The organism is Sphingomonas sp. CCH15-F11 (genome assembly GCF_001557005.1).
Taxonomy (GTDB): domain Bacteria; phylum Pseudomonadota; class Alphaproteobacteria; order Sphingomonadales; family Sphingomonadaceae; genus Sphingomonas.
Window position 1 is genome coordinate 1 of sequence record NZ_LSKG01000143.1, and the last position, 18,414, is coordinate 18,414.

Genomic DNA, 18,414 nt, shown 5'->3' on the forward strand with positions numbered 1-18,414 from the left:
GAACGGAAGCATCGCCGCGTCGGCTTCGCGGTTGCCCCGGCGCGACCAAGCGCCTAACCGGGCGCGATACCGCGAACTGGAGAAACATCGATGCGCCCATCCGGCCGTGCCCCCGACGAAATGCGCGCGATCACCATCGAGCCGAACTTCACCCGCCACGCCGAAGGCTCGGTACTGATCGGCTTCGGCGACACGCGCGTGCTGGTCACCGCCAGCGTCGAGGAGCGGGTGCCGCCGTTCCTGCGCGGCAAGGGCGAGGGCTGGGTCACCGCCGAATACGGGATGTTGCCGCGCGCAACGCACACCCGCGGCAGCCGCGAGGCCGCCAAGGGCAAGCAGTCGGGCCGTACCCAGGAAATCCAGCGGCTGATCGGCCGCTCGCTGCGGGCGGTCACCGATTTGAAGGCATTGGGCGAGCGCCAGATCACGATCGACTGCGACGTGATCCAGGCCGATGGCGGCACCCGGACGGCGTCGATCAGCGGTGCGTGGGTGGCGCTGCGGCTCGCGGTCGACAAGCTGATGGCGGCGGGCGCGATTGCCGCCGATCCGCTGACCCGCCAGGTCGCGGCGATCAGCTGCGGCATCCATCAGGGCACGCCGGTGCTCGACCTCGATTATGACGAGGATTCGGCCGCCGACGCCGACGCCAACTTCGTGCTGATCGGTGACGGCAGCATCGCCGAGGTGCAGGCGACCGCCGAGGGCGCGACCTATGACGAGGAGGGGCTGCTGCGCCTGCTCCGCCTGGCGCGCATCGGCTGCACCCGGATCTTCGCGGCGCAGCTGAAGGCGGTCGGTCGGTGAGTGATCCGACGGGCGAAGCGGAGGGCGTGCCGCCCCAGGCGATCCGCAAGCTGCAGCCGGGCCGCCTGGTGATCGCCAGCCACAATGAAGGCAAGGTGCGCGAGATCCGGGAACTGCTCGCCCCGTTCGGGATCGAGCCGGTGTCGGCGGCCGAGCTCGACCTGCCCGAGCCGGTCGAGAACGGCACGACCTTCTATGCCAATGCCGAGCTGAAGGCGATGAGCGCGGCCGACCTGTCGGGGCTGCCCGCGCTGTCCGACGACAGCGGTCTGTGCGTCGAGGCGCTGGGTGGCGCACCCGGCGTCTACACTGCCGATTGGGCCGAGAAGCGCGCGTTCGAGGGCGGGCCGGGCCGCGACTGGTACATGGCGATGGGCAAGGTCGAGGGGAAGCTGGCCGAGCTGGGCCCGGATGTCAGCCGGAGCGCCTATTTCGCCTGCACCCTCGCGCTCGCCTGGCCCGACGGGCATGTCGAATGGTTCGAGGGGCGGGTGCACGGAACGTTGGTATGGCCACCGCGCGGCCGGCGCGGCTTCGGCTATGATCCCGTATTCGTGGCCCAGGGCGAAACCGAGACGTTCGGCGAGATGGACCCGGCGCGCAAGCATGCGATCAGCCACCGCGCGGCGGCGTTCCGGCAACTGGTCGACGCTGTCTTCTAGCGCGTCTTGCGCCTGAAGGCCCGAATCGTGCATTTCGGCCGTTCGGGGGTCCGCATCGTCGGGCTTGCCGGTTGATCCCGGCGCGTTCGAGCTTGCCCGACGCTGCACGTCCGCCCGGGCGCCAACTCGCCAGGGCATCCCGGGCGGGGCGTTGCGAGCACCACCCCCCGACTCGATTGCGATCGCGCACCCCTCACGGCATACTGGCCGACGAGACGCGTCGCCGCAGATTGTCCGATATGTCGCAGCCTGGAGTCATTGGGGCGAGGAGCGCGGGTGATGGATCATGCAAGTCTCGTCCGCCGCCGGGATTTTATCGCCGGGGCAACCGTATTGAGCGCAAGTGCGGCCGCGGGGGCACCGCCGGAACAGCGTTGGTCACGCGTCCGTTCGCTGTTCGACCGATACACTGCCGACAAGAAGTTCGCAGGTGCGGCCGCGGCGATTGCGCAAGGGCGATCGCGGACCGAATTTCAAGTCGCTGGCACGATCGCTTACGACTCCGCTGTCGCCGTCTCCCCCGACTCCCTGTTTCGCCTTTATTCCGTGAGCAAGCCGATCACGGGTATGGCCGCGATGCTGCTGATCGAGGACGGACTGATTGCGCTCGACCAGCCGGTTGCGGAGGTCTTGCCGGAACTCGGCCAGATGCGGGTCGCCATCGATCCCGACGCGAGCCTCGATTCACGGCCAGCTGTGCGGCAGATGACGATGCGGCACCTGCTGACGCACACTTCGGGCCTGTCGAACTGGCAGCCGGTGCTGGGCGATACGCCCCTTGCGCGCGCCTATCGCGAGCGGGGGGTGACGCCGGGCAGCTTCGTGCGGCAGCCTGGCGAGACGTGGTACGGCACGCAGGTCAACGGCCTGACCGAGATGGTCAGGCGTATGGCGGAGGTGCCGCTGATCGCCGAACCAGGAACGGCGTGGCACTATTCGATGGGCCTCGACCTCATGGGCGCCGTGATCGAGCGGGCGTCCGGACTGCCGCTGGACACGTTCATGCAGCGGCGGCTGTTCGCGCCGCTCGGGATGCGGTCGACTGGTTTCCGCGTTCGAAGGCGGGACGTGCATCGCCTGACGACCCTTTATGGCAACGCGCCCGAGGGACCCGTCGCCATTGACCAGGGTCGCAGCAGTTTTTGGCTTGATCCCCCGAAGCTGTTGGCGGGCGGCGGTGGCCTGGTAAGCTCGGCGCGCGATCTCGTCCGTTTCGGGCAAATGCTCCTGAACGAGGGCGAGCTTGACGGCGCGCGCGTGATGACACCGGCAACCGTGCGCATGGCATTGTCCAACCTGCTCCCACCCGATGTGTCCTATCCGCCGACCGGCGGGTTCGGCGCGGGTGCAGGGGTCGTCATGCCGGGGGTGCGAAGCGATAACGGCACCGAAGGGGTCTTTTCCGCCGTGGGGGCGTGCAGCACGTTTTTCAGCGTGGACCCGCTGCGTCAGCGTACCTGCCTATTCCTTGCGCAATATATGCCCGGCCGCCGTGTGCCGATGCCGGAGGCGCTCCGATACCGCGCCGAATTTCTCGCCGCGATGGAGCAAGATCTGGAGAGTCAGCGGCTTCGCTGATGGAAAGTTCCAGCCGTTCGGCCACGGTGCCGATCGCGGTCCGCTTCTCGGTCCAGTATGAGCGAGCGTCCGCGCCGGGTCGGGATCAGCCGCCCAGGATGTGTTCGAGCAGGTCGTGCATGGCGGGCGTCAGTGCCGGGCGTTCGTTGGTGAGTGCCTCGCCGTCGAGGACGGGGTCGATCAGCGCGTAGCCAAGCAGCGTGACCAGGCACAGCAGCGCCCGGGTGCGGGCGTCGGGCCGGTCGATCAGCGCCGCGATCGGCTCAATCAGCTCGTCCCGGACCGCTTCGCTGACGATCGCGGCGGCGCGCGGCGACGATGCGGAGCGCAGCATGATCATCAGCTGTTCCGCCTCACTATCCCGCTGGTCGTGGTCCGCATCGCCGTCGGCGTCGGTGACCATGTCGACCAGATGCTTTGCCAAGCCGGCGCGATCGACCCCGGCGAACAAATCTTCATCGTCGCCGCGCAGCGCAGTCTTGAACAATTCCTCCTTGCTGCCGAAATATCGGCAGACCAGCGCCGCATCGATGCCGGCCCCGCCGGCGATGTCGCGAAGACCGACCTGTTCATAGCTGTCGCGTGCAAAAAGCCGGCGCGCGTGATTGAGAATTGCATCGCGAGTGGCCGCGGCGTTGCGCGGACGTGGATCGGGTTTTGCGCAACGGTTCATCCGGGGTCAAAATACGCGCATCGTGCCAAGCGTCAACAATCGTTGATAAAAGTCTACAGCCGTTGACAAGCCGAAACCGCAATCTTATTCCAGAGCCGGTGCGACCGGCCAAAAAAGGCGCGGCGCGGTGAGGGCCTGCGTGGAGTCCGGCACAGACCGGACGGATCAAATCAGGGCTGGAAAGTTATGCAAAGAGCTGCGCTTGCGATTTTCGCCGTCACGTCCGCCCTGGCGATCTCCGGGTGCGGTTCGGAAGCCCAGCAGGGCGGCCCGCCGCCGGCGGTGCCCGTCGCCGTCGCGCAGCCGCTGATCCGCAACGTCACCGATCAGGACGAATTTGTCGGGCGGTTCGAGGCGGTGAACAGCGTCGACGTGCGCCCGCGCGCTTCCGGCTATCTGGCGTCGGTGCATTTCACCGACGGGCAATATGTCCGCCGGGGCCAGCTGCTGTTCCAGGTCGATCCGCGGCCGGCCCAGGCGGCCCTGGCGCAGGCGCGCGCGCAGTTGGTTCAGGCGCAGGCGACCGCGACCAACGCCAGCACCGAGCTTGAGCGTTCGCGCACGCTGGCAAAATCGAACGCAGCGAGCGCGGAGGAAGTCGAGCAGCGTACCGCGGCCTTCCGCTCCGCCGAAGCCCAGGTCGCGGCGGCCCGGGCGGCGGTGCGTGCGCGCGAGCTGGAACTCGGCTTCACCCGCGTCACCGCGCCGATCAGCGGCCGTGCCTCCGATCGCCGCGTCGACCGCGGCAACGCCGTGATCGCCGACCAGACGGTGCTGACGACGATCGTATCGACCAATCCGCTGCACTTCACGTTCGACGGTTCCGAATCGCTGCTGCTCAAATATCAGCGCGAGAATGCGGGGATCGGATCGGGCACGCCGGTCGCGGTCAAGCTGCAGGACGAAGCGGGTTTCGCCCATCGCGGGCGGCTCGATTTCGTCGACAACGCGATCTCGTCGGGAACCGGCACGATCCGTGCGCGCGCGGTCATTCCCAATCCCGACGGCCTGCTGCGCCCCGGCATGTTCGGTACCCTGCAGCTTCAGGCGTCGCGGCCCTATCGCGCGATCCTGGTCCCCGACACCGCGATCGCCACCGATTCGGCCCGCCGGCTGGTCTATATCGTCGACGGCCAGGGCAACATGACCGGCCGTCCCGTCGAGCTGGGGCCGCTGATCGGCGGCCTGCGCGTCGTGCGGTCGGGGCTGAAGGAGAATGAGCGCGTCGTCATCAGCGGCGCGCTGCGCGTCCGCCCGGGGCAGAAGGTGCAGCCACAGGGCGGGCGGATCGACCCCAAGCTGATCGACGAGGTGACCGCCCAGGCGGGAGCGGCACCGGCATCGTCGAGTGCGGCGGTGGCGGGCGGTTCAGCCCCCGCGTCGCGCTGAGCGGGAGCACGGGGTCGTGAACATTTCCAGCTTTTTCATCGAGCGGCCGATCTTCGCGGCCGTCATCTCGATCTTCATCACGCTGCTCGGCGCGTTCGCCTATCCGCTGCTGCCGCTGTCGCAATATCCCGAGATCGCGCCACCGACGATCGCGGTGCAGGCCTTCTATGCCGGCGCGTCATCGGAAACGATCGCGGAAACGGTCGCCACCCCGATCGAACAGGAGATCAACGGGGTGGAGGGGATGCTGTACCTGCAATCCTCATCGACCCAGGGCGCGGCGACGATCACCGTCACCTTCGAACCCGGCACCGATCTGGATGCGGCGCAGGTGCTGGTCCAGAACCGCGTGGCGCTCGCCGAGCCGCGGCTGCCCGAGCAGGTCCGCCAGATCGGCGTGACGGTCAACAAGCAGGAATCGGGCTTCCTCCTGATCGTCGCGCTGACCTCCACCGACCCGAGCCTGGATGTCGACTATATCGGCAACTACGCCAACACGACGATCCGCGACCGGCTGCTTCGGCTGGAGGGCGTCGGCGCGGTCCAGGTGTTCGGCGGCGGCAATTATTCGATGCGCGTGTGGATCGACCCGGACAAGGCCGCCGCGCGCGACCTGACCGCGGGCGAGATCATCGCGGCGCTGCGCGGCCAGAATCTTCAGGTCGCCGGCGGTGCGCTCGGCCAGCCGCCGTTCGGCAAGGGCAATCCCGCATTCGAGACCGCGATCGACGTCAAGGGCCGGCTGGCCGATCCGTCCGAATTCGCCAACATCGTGGTCAAGGCCAACCCCGACGGCGGCGCGATCACCCGCCTGCGCGACGTGGCGCGTATCGAACTGGGCAGCCAGGATTACGGCGTTCGCGCCGCGTTCGGCGGCAAGCGCGGGATCGCGCTGGCAATCATCCCGCAGCCCGGTGCCAACGCGCTGAGCGCGTCGCAGCTGGTGCTCGACGAAATGGCGACGCTGTCAAAGGCGTTCCCGCCGGGGCTGTCCTATTCCATCCCCTACAACCCGACCGAATTCGTCGCGGCATCGGTCGAGGAAGTGCAGAAGACACTGTACGAAGCGGTGATCCTGGTGGTCATCGTCGTCATCGTCTTCCTTCAGACCTGGCGCGCGGCGCTGATTCCGATCATCGCCATCCCGGTCGCGCTGGTCGGCACCTTCCTGGTGCTGCTGGCCCTCGGCTTCTCGGTCAACTCGCTGTCGCTGTTCGGCCTCGTGCTGGCGGTCGGCATCGTCGTCGACGACGCGATCGTCGTGGTCGAAGCGGTCGAGAAGCATATCCGCGACGGCATGAACCCGCGCGACGCCGCGCACCGCACGATGCGCGAGGTGTCGGGCGCGCTCATCGCGATCGGCCTGGTGCTGGTGTCGGTGTTCATCCCGACCGCGCTGGTCCCCGGCATTCCGGGCATCTTCTATCAGCAGTTCGCGGTCGCCATCGCGGCGGCGTCGGCAATCTCGCTGCTCGTCTCGCTCACCTTGTCGCCGGCGATGGCGGCACTGCTGCTCAAGCCCCACCGCGAGGATCATCTGGACAGCGGGCCGCGCTGGCTGCGCCCGGTCAAGCTCGCCGGTCATCGCTTCAACCAGGGGTTCGACTGGCTGTCCGACCGTTACGGGCGCTTCACCGCGCGGGCGATCCGCATGGCGACAATCATGCTGATCATCTATGCGGGCTTGCTTGCGCTCACCGGTTGGCGGCTGGTAGCGACGCCGGGGGGCTTCATCCCCGAACAGGATCAGGGCTTCCTGATCGGCGTGATCCAGCTGCCGGCGGGCGCTTCGCTCGACCGCACCGAGGCGGTCGCGCGCCAGGTCGAGGCGATCGCCTTCAAGAACCCGGCGATCCAGACCACCGCGACCTTTGCGGGGCTGGACGGATCGAGCTTCAGCCAGGCGTCGAATGCGGCCACGGTGTTCCTGAAATTGAAGGACTGGGAAGACCGTGGCGGCGAGGGGCAGGACGCCGCGAGCCTGGCCGGCGCGCTGACCGGCGCGCTGTTCGGCGGCATCGACGGCGCCAACATCTTCGTCATCGCGCCGCCGGCGGTGCAGGGCCTGGGCAATGGCTCCGGCTTTGTGATGATGCTGCAGGATCGTGGCAATAACGGCTACAAGGCGCTGGAGGGCCAGACCTATGCGATGATGGGCGCGGCTGCCCAGCAGAACACGGTGACGCAGGTCTTCACGCTGTTCAACACCAACAGCCCGCGCATCTTTGCCGATGTCGACCGCGACCGCGCGCAGCTATTGGGTGTGCAGCCCGAAGCCGTGTTCGACGCGCTGTCGACCTATATCGGTTCCAACTATGTCAACGACTTCAACCTGTTCGGCCGCACCTTCCGCGTGACCGCTCAGGCCGAGCCGACCGCGCGCGACGACACCGCCGACCTGCGCCGCATTCAGGTGCGGTCGGCGAATGGCGAGATGCTGCCGCTGTCGTCGGTAGCAACGCTGCGCACCGAAAGCGGGCCGGCGCGCGTGGTGCGCTATAATCTGTTCCCGGCGGTCGAACTGCAGGGGCAGGCCGCGCCTGGCGTCGCGACCGGAACCGCGCTGACGACGATGGAGAATCTGGCGGGACAGGTGCTGGCACCCGGCTACAGCTATGAATGGACCGGCATCGCCTATCAGGAGCGCGCGGCGGGCAGCAGTTCGGGGCTGATCTTCGTGCTGGCGGTCGTGTTCGTGTTCCTCGTGCTCGCCGCGCAATATGAGGCGCTGTCGCTGCCCTTCGCGGTCATCCTGATCGTGCCGATGTGCATTCTGGCGGCGTTGATCGGCGTCAACCTGCGCGGCATGGACAACAATATCCTCACTCAGGTCGGGCTGGTCGTGCTGATCGCGCTGGCCGCGAAGAACGCGATCCTGATCGTCGAGTTTGCCAAGCAGGGCGAGGAAGAGGGCATGAACCGCTTCGACGCGGCCGTGCATGCCGCCCGGTCGCGCCTGCGCCCGATCCTGATGACCAGCTTCGCCTTCATCTTCGGCGTGATCCCGCTGGCGATCGCGACCGGGCCGGGCGCGGAGATGCGCCAGGCGCTGGGCACGGCGGTCGTGTTCGGCATGATCGGCGTGACGGTGTTCGGACTGGTGTTCACGCCGCTCTTCTACGTGCTGATGCGCGGGCTGGCGGGGCGGTTCAAGCGCAAGCCGAAGCCCACGCCGATGCTGCGCGAGGAGGCCGGCCCGACTGGCGATCCCATGCCGGAGGCGGGCCAATGATCGCGCGCGCGGCACGGGCCGCCACCGTTTTGCTGGCCACCACGCTGTTGGCCGGCTGTGTGGTCGGGCCGGATTTCGAAACGCCGTTGCCCGACGCGCCGGCGCAGGGCGCGTTCGTCGAGAGCAAGGTGGCGGGGGTCACGCTGGAGGAACCACCGGCGGCGTGGTGGCGGCTGTTCCGGGCGCCTCTGCTCGACGGGTTGGTCGATCAGGCGCTGGCGAACAACACCGACCTGCGCGCCGCCGCAGCAAATCTGCGCGAAGCCCGCGCGGCATTGAGCGAGAGTCGGGCAGGGCTGCTGCCCACCACCACGCTGACCGGCCAGCAGAGCTACAGCCGGACCCCGCTGGTCGGCTTCGGCGGCGCAGGCGCGTTTGAAACGCCGCTCTACAATGGCGGGTTGGACGTGAATTATCAGGTCGACCTGTTCGGACGGATCACCCGCACGATCCAGGCGAGCCGCGCGGACTATCAGGCGGTGCAGGCGGTTTACGATCGCACGCGGATCAGCGTCGTCGCCGACACCACCCGTGCTTATGCCCAGGTCTGTGCGCTCGGTCGCCAGATCGCGGTCGCGCGCGAAAGCCTGCGCGTGCAGCAGGAGACGTTCGGGTTGACCGAGCGGCAATATCAGGGCGGCCGCGGCACCGCGCTGGAGGTCAGCCGTGCGCGCTCGCAGCTGGAACAGACGCGTGCCGGCATTCCCAACCTTGAGGCATCGCGGCGCAGCGCGCTGTATGCGCTGGCGGTGCTGACCGGAAAGCCGCCCGCCGAGTTTCCCCAGGAGCTGGCGACCTGTGTCGGCGCGCCGGTGCTCGACACGCCGGTGCCGATCGGCGATGGCGCGACGCTGATCGCGCGGCGACCCGATATTCGCGAGGCCGAGCGGCGGCTGGCGGCAGCGACCGCGCGGATCGGGGTGGCGACCGCGGCGCTCTACCCGAACATCTCGATTGGCGGGTCGATCGGCGGCCAGGCAGCGACGGCGGGCGACGTGTTCAACAATCGCGGCTTCCGGTTCAATTTCGGGCCGCTGATCAGCTGGACTTTCCCCAACATCACCGCGGCGCGGGCACAGATCCGCCAGGCCGAGGCATCGGCGGATGCGGCGCTGGCCGGTTTCGACGGGGCATGGCTGGGCGCGCTGCGCGAAGTCGAGAGCACGCTGGCGCAATATTCGGCCGCGCTGGAAACGCGCGACACGCTGGCGCGCGCGCGCAGCGAAAGCGACGAAGCGGCCCGGATCGCCCGGCTGCGCTATCGTGCGGGGCGCGAGAATTTCCAGGTCGTGCTCGACGCCGAACGCGAGCTGGCGACGACGGAGGCGCAGCTGGCGGATGCGCAGGCGCAGCTCGCGGACTTGACGGTCACGCTGTTCCTCGCGCTCGGCGGCGGGTGGGAACAGGTGCCGGCGTAAAAGGTCCAAATCGGATCGAAAAGCCCGTCGCGCGTAACGATCCGCTAAGCCTGTCGTGCGAGCTTCGATCCAAGCGGTTCGGAGCTTTGGATGTCCTTGGATTTCATCCACTTCATCGCCACGGAATGGCCGTGGGTTCTTGCGCTCGGGCTGGCCGTGATGCTTGGCGCATTGGCGGAGCGGCAAAGCCATCCCAAGCGCCGATGGGATGGAGGGCACTCACAGCGTCCTCAGCGGCAGCCTGATGCGCATCCCGCGAGCAGAGGGGGCTGGCGCGGTCGCCCCCGCCAGAACGACGGGATTTCGCTGGACGTTCTCGTGGCACGGACCGAGCAACGCCAAAATGACCCGAATGCCGCGCAGGTGCCATTCGATCCTGCGCAGCAGCTGCGTGAAGTCGAGGTCGCCACCTTTTCGCCCCGAAAGATTCTCAATCGTGGGGAGGCGCGGCTCTATTCGGTGCTGTGCAACGCAATCGAGGAAATGGGCCTCGGATGGCGGGTGATGGCGCAGGTGAGTCTCGGCGAGATCCTCGCCAGCCCAAGCGAAGCCGCGTATCGTGCGATCAACTCCAAGCGCGTCGATTTGCTGCTGGTGTGTGCCCAGGGCAACCCGCTGCACGCAGTCGAGTTTCAGGGCAGCGGCCATCATCTCGGCCCCGCCGCCACGCGCGACGCGATCAAGCGCGAGGCGCTGCGCAAAGCCGGAATCGGGTTCATCGAGGTCATGCCAGGTGACACGCCGGCCGAAATCCGGGCGCGTCTGATGAAGGTCAGCCTGCGTGCCGATGCGGCGTGAAGGCTGATCTGAAACGCAGCTTTTCCCGCTGACAATCCTGCGGCGATCGGGCAGGGGCGGAGCGGTCGAGGCAGGGTGGAGCACGCGGGATGAGCGGGTGGACGATCGGGATCATCGGCGGGTCGGGGCTTTACGATGTCGAGGGGATCGAGGACGGCAAGTGGGTCGAGGTGACGACGCCCTGGGGCCGGCCGTCGGACCAGCTCTATACCGGCCGGCTGGGGCATGTGCGCGTCGTGTTCCTGCCGCGTCACGGCCGGGGGCACCGCATCGCGCCGGGTGAGCTCAATTTCCGCGCGAACATCGACGCGCTCAAGCGGCTGGGCGTCACCGACGTGCTCGCCGTATCCTCGGTCGGGTCGCTGGCGGAGGAGCGCGCGCCGGGAAGCTTCACGCTCGTCGACCAGTTCATCGACCGTACCCGCGATCGCCCGGCAAGCTTTTTCGGCACCGGCATGGTCGCGCATGTCTCGATGGCCGACCCCGTCTGTCCGCGGCTCTCCGCCTTCGCCGCCGACGCTGCCGAGGCAGCCGGAGCGGTGACGATGCGCGGCGGCACCTATCTGGCGATGGAGGGGCCGCAATTCTCCTCGCGTGCGGAAAGCCACCTGTATCGCCAATGGGGCTGCCACGTCATCGGCATGACCGCGATGCCCGAGGCCAAGCTGGCGCGCGAGGCCGAGCTGCCCTATGCGCTGGTCGGCATGGTCACCGACTATGATTGCTGGCGCGAAGGCGAGGCGGCGGTCGATGTCGCGGCCGTCATCCGCCAGCTGACCAGCAATGCGCAAAAGGCGCGCGCGATGGTCGTCAACCTGTTGCGCGCCCTGCCCGAACAACGCCCGCCGTCGCCGATCGACACTTGCCTGGACGCGGCGCTGATCACCGCTGAGGGCGTGCGCGATCCCGAACTGCTCGCCCGGCTCGACGCAGTGGCCGGGCGCGCGCTGCGGCGCTAGGCGCACTCAGCCCGGCAGGATGCCATCCCATTCGTCGCGGTGGCTGCCTTCGTGATTGGCCATCCCCGGTTTGGTCAGGTAGCCGCGGCTGTCGGGGATGTGGCTGAAGATCATCCGCGTCGGCGCCTCGTGCCAAGACAGGTTGAAGGCGAAGCGGACGGGGAAGAACTCCATCGTCGCATAGGGCAGGTGGTCGTGGATCCACCAGGCGAGCCGCTTCCAGTCGCCGGGTTCGGTGAAGCGGTTGGCAAAGGACGGGACGACCAGACACGCGGTCGCGCCCATTTGCCCCTTGGCATCGCGCACGTCCCAGATGTGGCGAGCGTAGTTGCGGTCGTTGGGCGCGCAATTATGCCCCTTGGCATTGCCCAGCGCGTTGACCTCCGCCGAGCGATAGGCCGAGCGGATCGTCAGCCGGCCAAACGCCGCCTGAAGCGGTTCCAGCAGTTCCTCGCACAGCCGCGTGCCCGCGGCGATCGCCAGATCCGGGTTGTCGGGAATGTTCGACAGGCCGTGGATCGCCGCGATCTCGGAATAAAGAAAGTCGCGCATGAAGAAATTGGACGACAGCTGGACACGGCCCAGCTCGGTCAAGGCCGCGACGGTCATCGGTTTGCGCATGGCGGTCTATGGTCCCCGGTCGAACGAAGTTGCGGGGATAATCGAAGCGGTGTCGGCTGACACCCCAAAAGCGACGAGTGGCGCGGCGGGGGGTCAGCTTGCCGGGGTCCAGCGCTGGGTCTTGCAGAACGGACCCCAGCAACCCTTGACCTTGAGCACATTGCCCTCGCGCTTCAGCTCGGAACGATAGGTGCGGCCGCTTTCGGGATCGTAGATGCGCCCGTTCCAGTGCGACTTGCCGGCCTCGAAGCTCGACAGGATGCGCAGCCCCTCGATCGGTCGCTTGCGCAGCGATTCATCGGGATTGTGGATGTCGGTCGCGTTCTTGGGCGCGCGCGGGTCGAGCACCTTGACGACACGGCCGCAGATGCTGTCGCCACAGGTCGACACCTCGACAATCGCCTTGCGCCCCTCGGTCAGCCAGCGTCCGGTGACTGGCGCGGGGGCGGCGATTGCGGACGCGGCCATTGCCAGGGTCGCAAAGGTCAGCGTCGTCAAAGCAATTCGGCCTCGCATCGTCATCCTTTCGACAGGTCTCATGTCAGCGCGAACCGCGCACCCCGCGATCAAGGTTCGTCCGACACCCGAAAAAGTTGCATCACACCCGCGCGTTGCGCAACCGCCACAGGGCGGCCAGGCCGATTCCCATCCAGATCAGGTTGAGCGTGGCGGACGGCAGCGCGCCATGCCACCAGCCATTGACCAGAAAGCCGCTCGCACCGACCACGTTCATCCACTGATAGACGGGGGAGCGGCCGTCGAGCCGCCCCGCCGACAACAGGCCATAGGCGATCAGGATCAGGACCGCGCCCGCCCAGCCGGCGACCTCGATCCCGATCTCGATCGGCGTCACGCCGCCAGCTTGCGCAGCACGTAGTGCAGGATGCCGCCGTTGAGGAAATAGTCCAGCTCATTGGCGGTATCGATGCGACAGCGCGCGGTGAAGCTGCCGGTCGAGCCGTCGGCGCGGGTAAAGGCGACCTCGACATCCTGACGCGGTTTCAGCCCGGCGACATTGGTGATGGTGAAGGTTTCGTCCCCGGTCAGCCCCAGCGTCTGGCGGCTGGTGCCCTCGGCGAACTGCAGCGGCAGCACGCCCATGCCGACCAGGTTGGAGCGGTGGATACGCTCGAAGCTCTCGGCGATCACGGCGCGCACGCCCAGCAGGTTGGTGCCCTTTGCCGCCCAGTCGCGCGACGATCCGGTGCCATATTCCTTGCCGGCGATGACGACCAAAGGCGTGCCGTCGGCCTTGTGGCGCATGGCCGCGTCATAGATCGCCATGATTTCGCCGTTGTAGCGGGTCATGCCGCCCTCGACGCCGGGCACCATCTCGTTCTTGATGCGAATATTGGCGAAGGTGCCGCGCATCATCACTTCATGGTTGCCGCGCCGCGCGCCATAGCTGTTGAAATCGGCCTTGGTCACCTGATGCGACTGGAGGAACAGGCCGGCGGGGCTGTCCGCCTTGATGCTGCCGGCCGGGCTGATGTGATCGGTGGTGATCGAATCGCCCAGGATCGCCAGCGGCCTGGCATCGACGATATCGGCGGTGGGCGCCGGGGTCATCGTCATCCCCTCGAAATAGGGCGGGTTGGCGATATAGGTCGATCCGGCACGCCAGGTGTAGGTGTCCGACCCCTCGACCTGGATCGCGCTCCAATGCTGGTCGCCGGCATAGACGTTGGAATAGCGCGCGCGGAACATCGCGTCGTCGATATTGGCGTTGACGGTCGCGCGGACTTCCTCGTTGGTCGGCCAGATGTCCTTGAGGTAGACCGGGCCGTCGGTGCCTTCGCCGATCGGGGTGTCGACCATGTCCTCGGTCACCGTGCCCTTGAGCGCATAGGCGACGACCAGCGGCGGGCTGGCGAGGAAGTTGGCGCGCACGTCGGGCGACACGCGGCCTTCGAAATTGCGATTGCCCGACAGGACTGAGGCCGCGACGATGTCGTTGCCGTTGATCGCCGACGAAATTGCCGGCGCGAGCGGTCCGGAATTGCCGATGCAGGTGGTGCAGCCATAGCCGACCAGGTTGAAACCGACGGCGTCGAGATCGGCCTGCAGCCCCGACTTGACCAGATAGTCGGTCACGACCTGGCTACCGGGGGCGAGCGAAGTCTTGACCCACGGCTTGGGGCTGAGGCCGAGCGCACGCGCCTTCCGCGCGACCAGTCCGGCGGCGACCAGCACATCGGGGTTGGAGGTGTTGGTGCAGCTGGTGATCGCGGCGATCACCACGTCACCGTCGCCGATGTCGTGATCCCTGCCCTCGACCGCGACGCGCGCGGGGGCAGCCTTCTTGTAAACCTTGCTCAGGTCGCCGTTGAACACGTCATCGACATTTTCCAGGCTGACCCGGTCCTGCGGGCGCTTCGGCCCGGCCAGGCTCGCCTGCACGCTGCCCATGTCGAGTTCGAGCGTGTCGGTGAAGATGGGGTCGGGCGCGCCGGCGTCGCGCCACATGCCCTGCGCCTTGGCATAGGCCTCGACCATCGCGACCGTCTGCGCGTCGCGGCCGGTCAGGCGCATGTAATCGAGCGTCTTGCCGTCGATGGGGAAGAAGCCGCAGGTCGCGCCATATTCGGGTGCCATGTTGGCGATGGTCGCGCGATCGGCCAGCGCCATGGTGTCCAGCCCGGGGCCGAAAAACTCCACGAAACGGCCGACCACGCCCTTGGCGCGCAGCATCTGGGTGACGGTCAGCACCAGATCGGTGGCGGTGATGCCCTCGCGCAGCTTGCCGGTCAGCTTGAAGCCGACGACTTCGGGGATCAGCATCGACACCGGCTGACCCAGCATCGCGGCCTCCGCCTCGATCCCGCCGACGCCCCAGCCGAGCACGCCCAGGCCGTTGACCATCGTCGTGTGGCTGTCGGTGCCGACACAGGTGTCGGGATAGGCGATCATCGCGCCGTCGCCCGTCGCCGACGACCAGATCGCGTCGGCGATATACTCCAGATTGACCTGATGGCAGATGCCGGTGCCGGGCGGCACCACCTTGAAATTGTCGAGCGCCTTCGATCCCCATTTCAGGAACTCGTAACGCTCCAGGTTGCGCTGATATTCCAGCTCGACATTGTCCTCGAACGCCTTGGGCGTGCCGAATTCATCGACCATGACCGAGTGGTCGATGACGAGGTGGACGGGGACCAGCGGATTGATCTTCGCCGCGTCACCGCCCAGCCGGGTGATCGCGTCGCGCATCGCCGCCAGGTCGACGACGCAGGGCACGCCGGTGAAATCCTGCATCAGCACGCGCGCGGGGCGATACTGGATTTCGCGGTCGGGCGCGTTGGGGTTCTGCTGCCAGTCGACGATGGCCTGCGCATCTTCGGTCGTGACGGTCACGCCGTCCTCGAAACGCAGCATGTTTTCGAGCAGCACCTTCATCGAGAAGGGCAGGCGGGAAATGTCGCCGAGCTTTGCCGCTGCCTTGGCCAGGGAGAAATAGTGATAGGTGGTGCCGCCGACATTCAGCGTGTCGCGGGTGCCGAGCGTATCCTGGCCGATGGCGGTCATGGCGCGGGGTTCCTTTCCCAAGTTCAATGCCGTGGCGCGGACGGGGAGGGCGGGAGTTTCCCCCGCACGGGCGCGCCGTGAGCTGGCTCACGGATGTGAGTTCCGCGCGGGCCATAGCAACAGCTTGGCGGGGCGAAAAGGCCATTGCGTCGCAACATATATCGGCTAATCTCGATATATGGATTCAGATGACGCGATTCTCGTGTTCGACGCGCTTGCGCAGCCGACCAGACTGGCGGCGTTTCGCTTGCTCGTGCGTCACGCGCCCGATGGACTCCCGGCCGGGGAAGTTTCCAACCGACTGAATATACAGCAAAATACCATGTCGACACATCTTGGTATCCTCGCCCGCGCGGGCCTCGTCGAACCGCGGCGGGTGGGGCGGTCGATCCGCTACCATGCGCGGCTCGACCGGGTGCGGGCGCTATCGCTTTTCTTGCTCAAAGATTGCTGTGGCGGCGATGCCGAGCTTTGCCGTCCGATCGTCGCCGAACTCATGCCCTGCTGCTGAACCGAGCCCAACCTAGGGAGACGCCGTCATGGCGACCGACATCGTCATTTATCACAACCCCGCCTGCGGCACGTCGCGTAACACGCTGGCGATGATCCGCGCATCGGGCATCGAGCCGCATGTGGTCGAGTATCTGAAAACGCCGCCTGCCCGCGCGTTGCTGGTCGAGCTGATCGCGCGCGCCGGCCTGACGCCGCGCGAGTTGTTGCGGGAAAAGGGGACACCCTATGCCGAGCTGGGGCTCGACGACGTGACGCTGAGCGATGACGCGTTGGTCGACGCGATGATCGCGTATCCGGTGCTGATCAACCGGCCGATCGTCGTTTCGCCGCTCGGCGTCCGATTGTGCCGCCCGTCGGAAGCGGTGCTCGACCTGCTGCCCGACCCGCCCGCCAGCTTCGTCAAGGAAGATGGCGAAGTGGTCCGGGTCGCGCCGCGCGGGGCCTGAGCATGGACGCGCAGCCCCGCCTGTCGTTTATCGACCGCTACCTGACGCTGTGGGTCTTTGCCGCCATGGCGCTTGGCGTGGCCGTCGGCAGCGTGTTTCCCGGCATTGCGACCGCACTCGACGCGGCAACGGTCGGCGCGACCAATGTGCCGATCGCAATCGGGCTGATCGCGATGATGTATCCGCCGCTGGCGCGCGTGAAGTACGAGGCGCTGGGCGAGGTGTTCGCCGACCGCCGGGTGCTGGCCCTATCGCTCGTCCAGAACTGGATCATCGGCCCGGTGCTGATGTTTGCGCTCGCGGTGATCTTCCTCGCCGACCAGCCGGCCTATATGACCGGCGTGATCCTGATCGGGCTGGCGCGGTGCATTGCCATGGTGCTGGTGTGGAACCAGCTGGCGCGCGGCGATGCGCAATATGTCGCCGGACTGGTCGCGTTCAACTCGATCTTCCAGATCCTGTTTTTCAGCGCTTATGCGTGGCTGTTCCTGACCGTCCTGCCGCCGCTGTTCGGTCTGGAGGGCAGTGTGATCGACGTGTCGTTCGCGACGATTGCCCAAGCGGTCCTTTTGTATCTCGGCATCCCGTTTCTGGCCGGATTCCTGACGCGGCGCTGGCTGATCCGCGCCCGGGGGGGCGAATGGTACGAGCGCGTGTTCCTCCCGCGGATCGGGCCGATCACGCTCATCGCGCTCTTGCTGACGATCGTCGCGATGTTCAGCCTGAAAGGCGGTGATGTCGTCCGGCTGCCGATCGATGCGCTACGCATCGCGCTGCCGCTGGCGATCTATTTCATCATCATGTTCTCGGTCAGCTTCTGTCTGGGCCGGCTGATCGCGCGCGACTATCCGCGCACGACCGCCATCGCCTTTACCGCCGCGGGAAACAATTTCGAGCTGGCGATCGCGGTGGCCATTGCCAGCTTCGGCCTCGCCTCTCCCGTTGCCTTCGCGACCGTGATCGGCCCGCTGGTCGAGGTGCCGGTGCTGATCTTGCTGGTCGGTGTCGCGCTGCGCTGGCGCTGGGGCAGTGAAACGGTGCGCGTTCGGGACAAAGTTGCTCAACTATGAGGCAAATCGTGCGCTGCCGACGTTGACTGCTGGATTGGCCGGGGTTTCCGGGTTAGGGTGGCGCATGAGTTCTGACGACAAGGTTTCGGTTCTGGCGCCGCTGGGCAATGGCCTCGACAAGCTGATCGCCGCCAGCCCGATTGCGTCGGTCATCAGCAATCCCCGCTTGCCCGACAATCCGATCATTGCGTGCAACCGGGCGTTTTGCGAGCTGACCGGCTACGATGCCAGCTATGTCATCGGCCGCAACTGCCGGTTTCTGTCGGGACCGGGCACCGAGCCATGGCTTTCGGAGACGATCCGCCGCGGCGTGGAGGAGCATCGCCCGGTGCTGGTCGAGATCCTCAACTACAAGAAGGACGGCACGCCGTTCCGCAACGCCGTGCTCGTCGCGCCGATCTATGACGACCGCGACTCGCTGCTCTATTTCCTCGGGTCGCAGGTCGAGATCCCCGATGATTCGCCCGGGCCGTCGAGCACGCGACGCATCCGCGCGGCCGAATTGGTCAAGGGCCTGTCCGAACGCCAGCGCCAGGTGCTCAAACTTGCTGCAGACGGACTGCTCAACAAGCAGATCGCCGGGGTCCTCGGCGTTTCGGAAAAAACGGTGAAGATGCACCGCGCTATCCTGATGGAACGGCTCGGCACGCCCACTTCGGCGAACATGGTGCGGGTGGCGGTGGAAGCGGGCCTGTGACCGATCTTGCGCCGGTCATGGTCCTATTG

General features: G+C 66.9%; 17 protein-coding genes. 12 read left to right on the forward strand and 5 right to left on the reverse strand.

Annotated features, from left to right (window positions below):
- Positions 1–90 precede the first annotated feature (90 nt).
- The 3 genes from rph (at position 91) to AX709_RS14115 (ending at position 3,047) form a co-directional block, all read left to right on the forward strand.
- Complete coding sequence (rph, locus tag AX709_RS14105) at positions 91–807, forward strand: ribonuclease PH (protein WP_066481956.1); 717 nt, start codon at positions 91–93, stop codon at positions 805–807.
- The gene (rdgB, locus tag AX709_RS14110) at positions 804–1,469 is read left to right on the forward strand and encodes an RdgB/HAM1 family non-canonical purine NTP pyrophosphatase (protein ID WP_331709226.1); all 666 of its coding nucleotides are present in this window, start codon (positions 804–806) and stop codon (positions 1,467–1,469) included. Before rph ends, rdgB begins: the two co-directional genes overlap by 4 nt.
- 279 nt (positions 1,470–1,748) lie before the next feature.
- Entirely contained in the window at positions 1,749–3,047 is a 1,299-nt protein-coding gene (locus AX709_RS14115; protein WP_066550305.1) for a serine hydrolase domain-containing protein, read from the forward strand.
- A gap of 85 nt (positions 3,048–3,132) precedes the next feature.
- Here AX709_RS14115 and AX709_RS14120 read toward each other — a convergent pair whose 3' ends face one another.
- Positions 3,133–3,720: a TetR/AcrR family transcriptional regulator gene (locus AX709_RS14120; RefSeq protein WP_066550308.1), complete on the reverse strand. Its 588-nt coding sequence runs from the start codon at positions 3,718–3,720 to the stop codon at positions 3,133–3,135.
- Between the two features lie 186 nt (positions 3,721–3,906).
- Here AX709_RS14120 and AX709_RS14125 point away from each other — a divergent pair, with 186 nt between their 5' ends.
- From AX709_RS14125 to AX709_RS14145, 5 genes are all read left to right on the forward strand, one after another.
- Positions 3,907–5,109, forward strand: coding sequence for an efflux RND transporter periplasmic adaptor subunit (locus AX709_RS14125; RefSeq protein ID WP_066550310.1), 1,203 nt, complete (start codon positions 3,907–3,909; stop codon positions 5,107–5,109).
- A gap of 16 nt (positions 5,110–5,125) precedes the next feature.
- Positions 5,126–8,341, forward strand: a complete 3,216-nt coding sequence (locus AX709_RS14130) for an efflux RND transporter permease subunit (RefSeq protein ID WP_082731802.1) — start codon at positions 5,126–5,128, stop codon at positions 8,339–8,341.
- On the forward strand, positions 8,338–9,759 hold the full coding sequence (locus AX709_RS14135) for an efflux transporter outer membrane subunit (RefSeq protein WP_066550312.1): 1,422 nt from the start codon (positions 8,338–8,340) through the stop codon (positions 9,757–9,759). The genes AX709_RS14130 and AX709_RS14135 overlap by 4 nt, the downstream gene beginning before the upstream one ends.
- Before the next feature lie 90 nt (positions 9,760–9,849).
- Positions 9,850–10,557 (forward strand): DUF2726 domain-containing protein, encoded by a 708-nt coding sequence (locus AX709_RS14140; RefSeq protein WP_082731796.1) that lies wholly within the window; start codon positions 9,850–9,852, stop codon positions 10,555–10,557.
- Between the two features lie 89 nt (positions 10,558–10,646).
- Positions 10,647–11,516, forward strand: a complete 870-nt coding sequence (locus AX709_RS14145; protein WP_066550316.1) for an S-methyl-5'-thioadenosine phosphorylase — start codon at positions 10,647–10,649, stop codon at positions 11,514–11,516.
- A gap of 6 nt (positions 11,517–11,522) precedes the next feature.
- On the opposite strand, the gene AX709_RS14150 is transcribed toward AX709_RS14145, so the two are convergent.
- The 4 genes from AX709_RS14150 to acnA form a co-directional block, all read right to left on the reverse strand.
- Complete coding sequence (locus AX709_RS14150; RefSeq protein ID WP_231727532.1) at positions 11,523–12,125, reverse strand: hypothetical protein; 603 nt, start codon at positions 12,123–12,125, stop codon at positions 11,523–11,525.
- 105 nt (positions 12,126–12,230) lie between these two features.
- On the reverse strand, positions 12,231–12,653 hold the full coding sequence (locus tag AX709_RS14155; protein ID WP_066550506.1) for a DUF2147 domain-containing protein: 423 nt from the start codon (positions 12,651–12,653) through the stop codon (positions 12,231–12,233).
- A gap of 82 nt (positions 12,654–12,735) precedes the next feature.
- Positions 12,736–12,990: a CBU_0592 family membrane protein gene (locus AX709_RS14160; protein ID WP_231727533.1), complete on the reverse strand. Its 255-nt coding sequence runs from the start codon at positions 12,988–12,990 to the stop codon at positions 12,736–12,738.
- A complete protein-coding gene (acnA, locus tag AX709_RS14165; RefSeq protein ID WP_066550320.1) occupies positions 12,987–15,659 on the reverse strand; it encodes an aconitate hydratase AcnA in 2,673 nt (890 codons plus the stop codon). Before acnA ends, AX709_RS14160 begins: the two co-directional genes overlap by 4 nt.
- 178 nt (positions 15,660–15,837) lie before the next feature.
- On the opposite strand from acnA, the gene AX709_RS14170 reads away from it, so the two are divergent.
- The 4 genes from AX709_RS14170 to AX709_RS14185 all read left to right on the forward strand — a co-directional run bounded on the left by AX709_RS14170 (position 15,838) and on the right by AX709_RS14185 (position 18,385).
- Positions 15,838–16,170 carry an ArsR/SmtB family transcription factor gene (locus AX709_RS14170; RefSeq protein WP_066481977.1) on the forward strand — a complete coding sequence of 111 codons (333 nt, stop codon included), beginning with the start codon at positions 15,838–15,840 and terminating at the stop codon, positions 16,168–16,170.
- A gap of 28 nt (positions 16,171–16,198) precedes the next feature.
- Positions 16,199–16,618: an arsenate reductase (glutaredoxin) gene (gene arsC, locus AX709_RS14175; protein WP_066550323.1), complete on the forward strand. Its 420-nt coding sequence runs from the start codon at positions 16,199–16,201 to the stop codon at positions 16,616–16,618.
- Positions 16,619–16,620: 2 nt separating this feature from the next.
- Entirely contained in the window at positions 16,621–17,688 is a 1,068-nt protein-coding gene (arsB, locus tag AX709_RS14180; RefSeq protein WP_197419075.1) for an ACR3 family arsenite efflux transporter, read from the forward strand.
- Positions 17,689–17,752: 64 nt separating this feature from the next.
- Positions 17,753–18,385 carry a PAS domain-containing protein gene (locus AX709_RS14185; protein ID WP_197419076.1) on the forward strand — a complete coding sequence of 211 codons (633 nt, stop codon included), beginning with the start codon at positions 17,753–17,755 and terminating at the stop codon, positions 18,383–18,385.
- Positions 18,386–18,414: the final 29 nt, after the last annotated feature.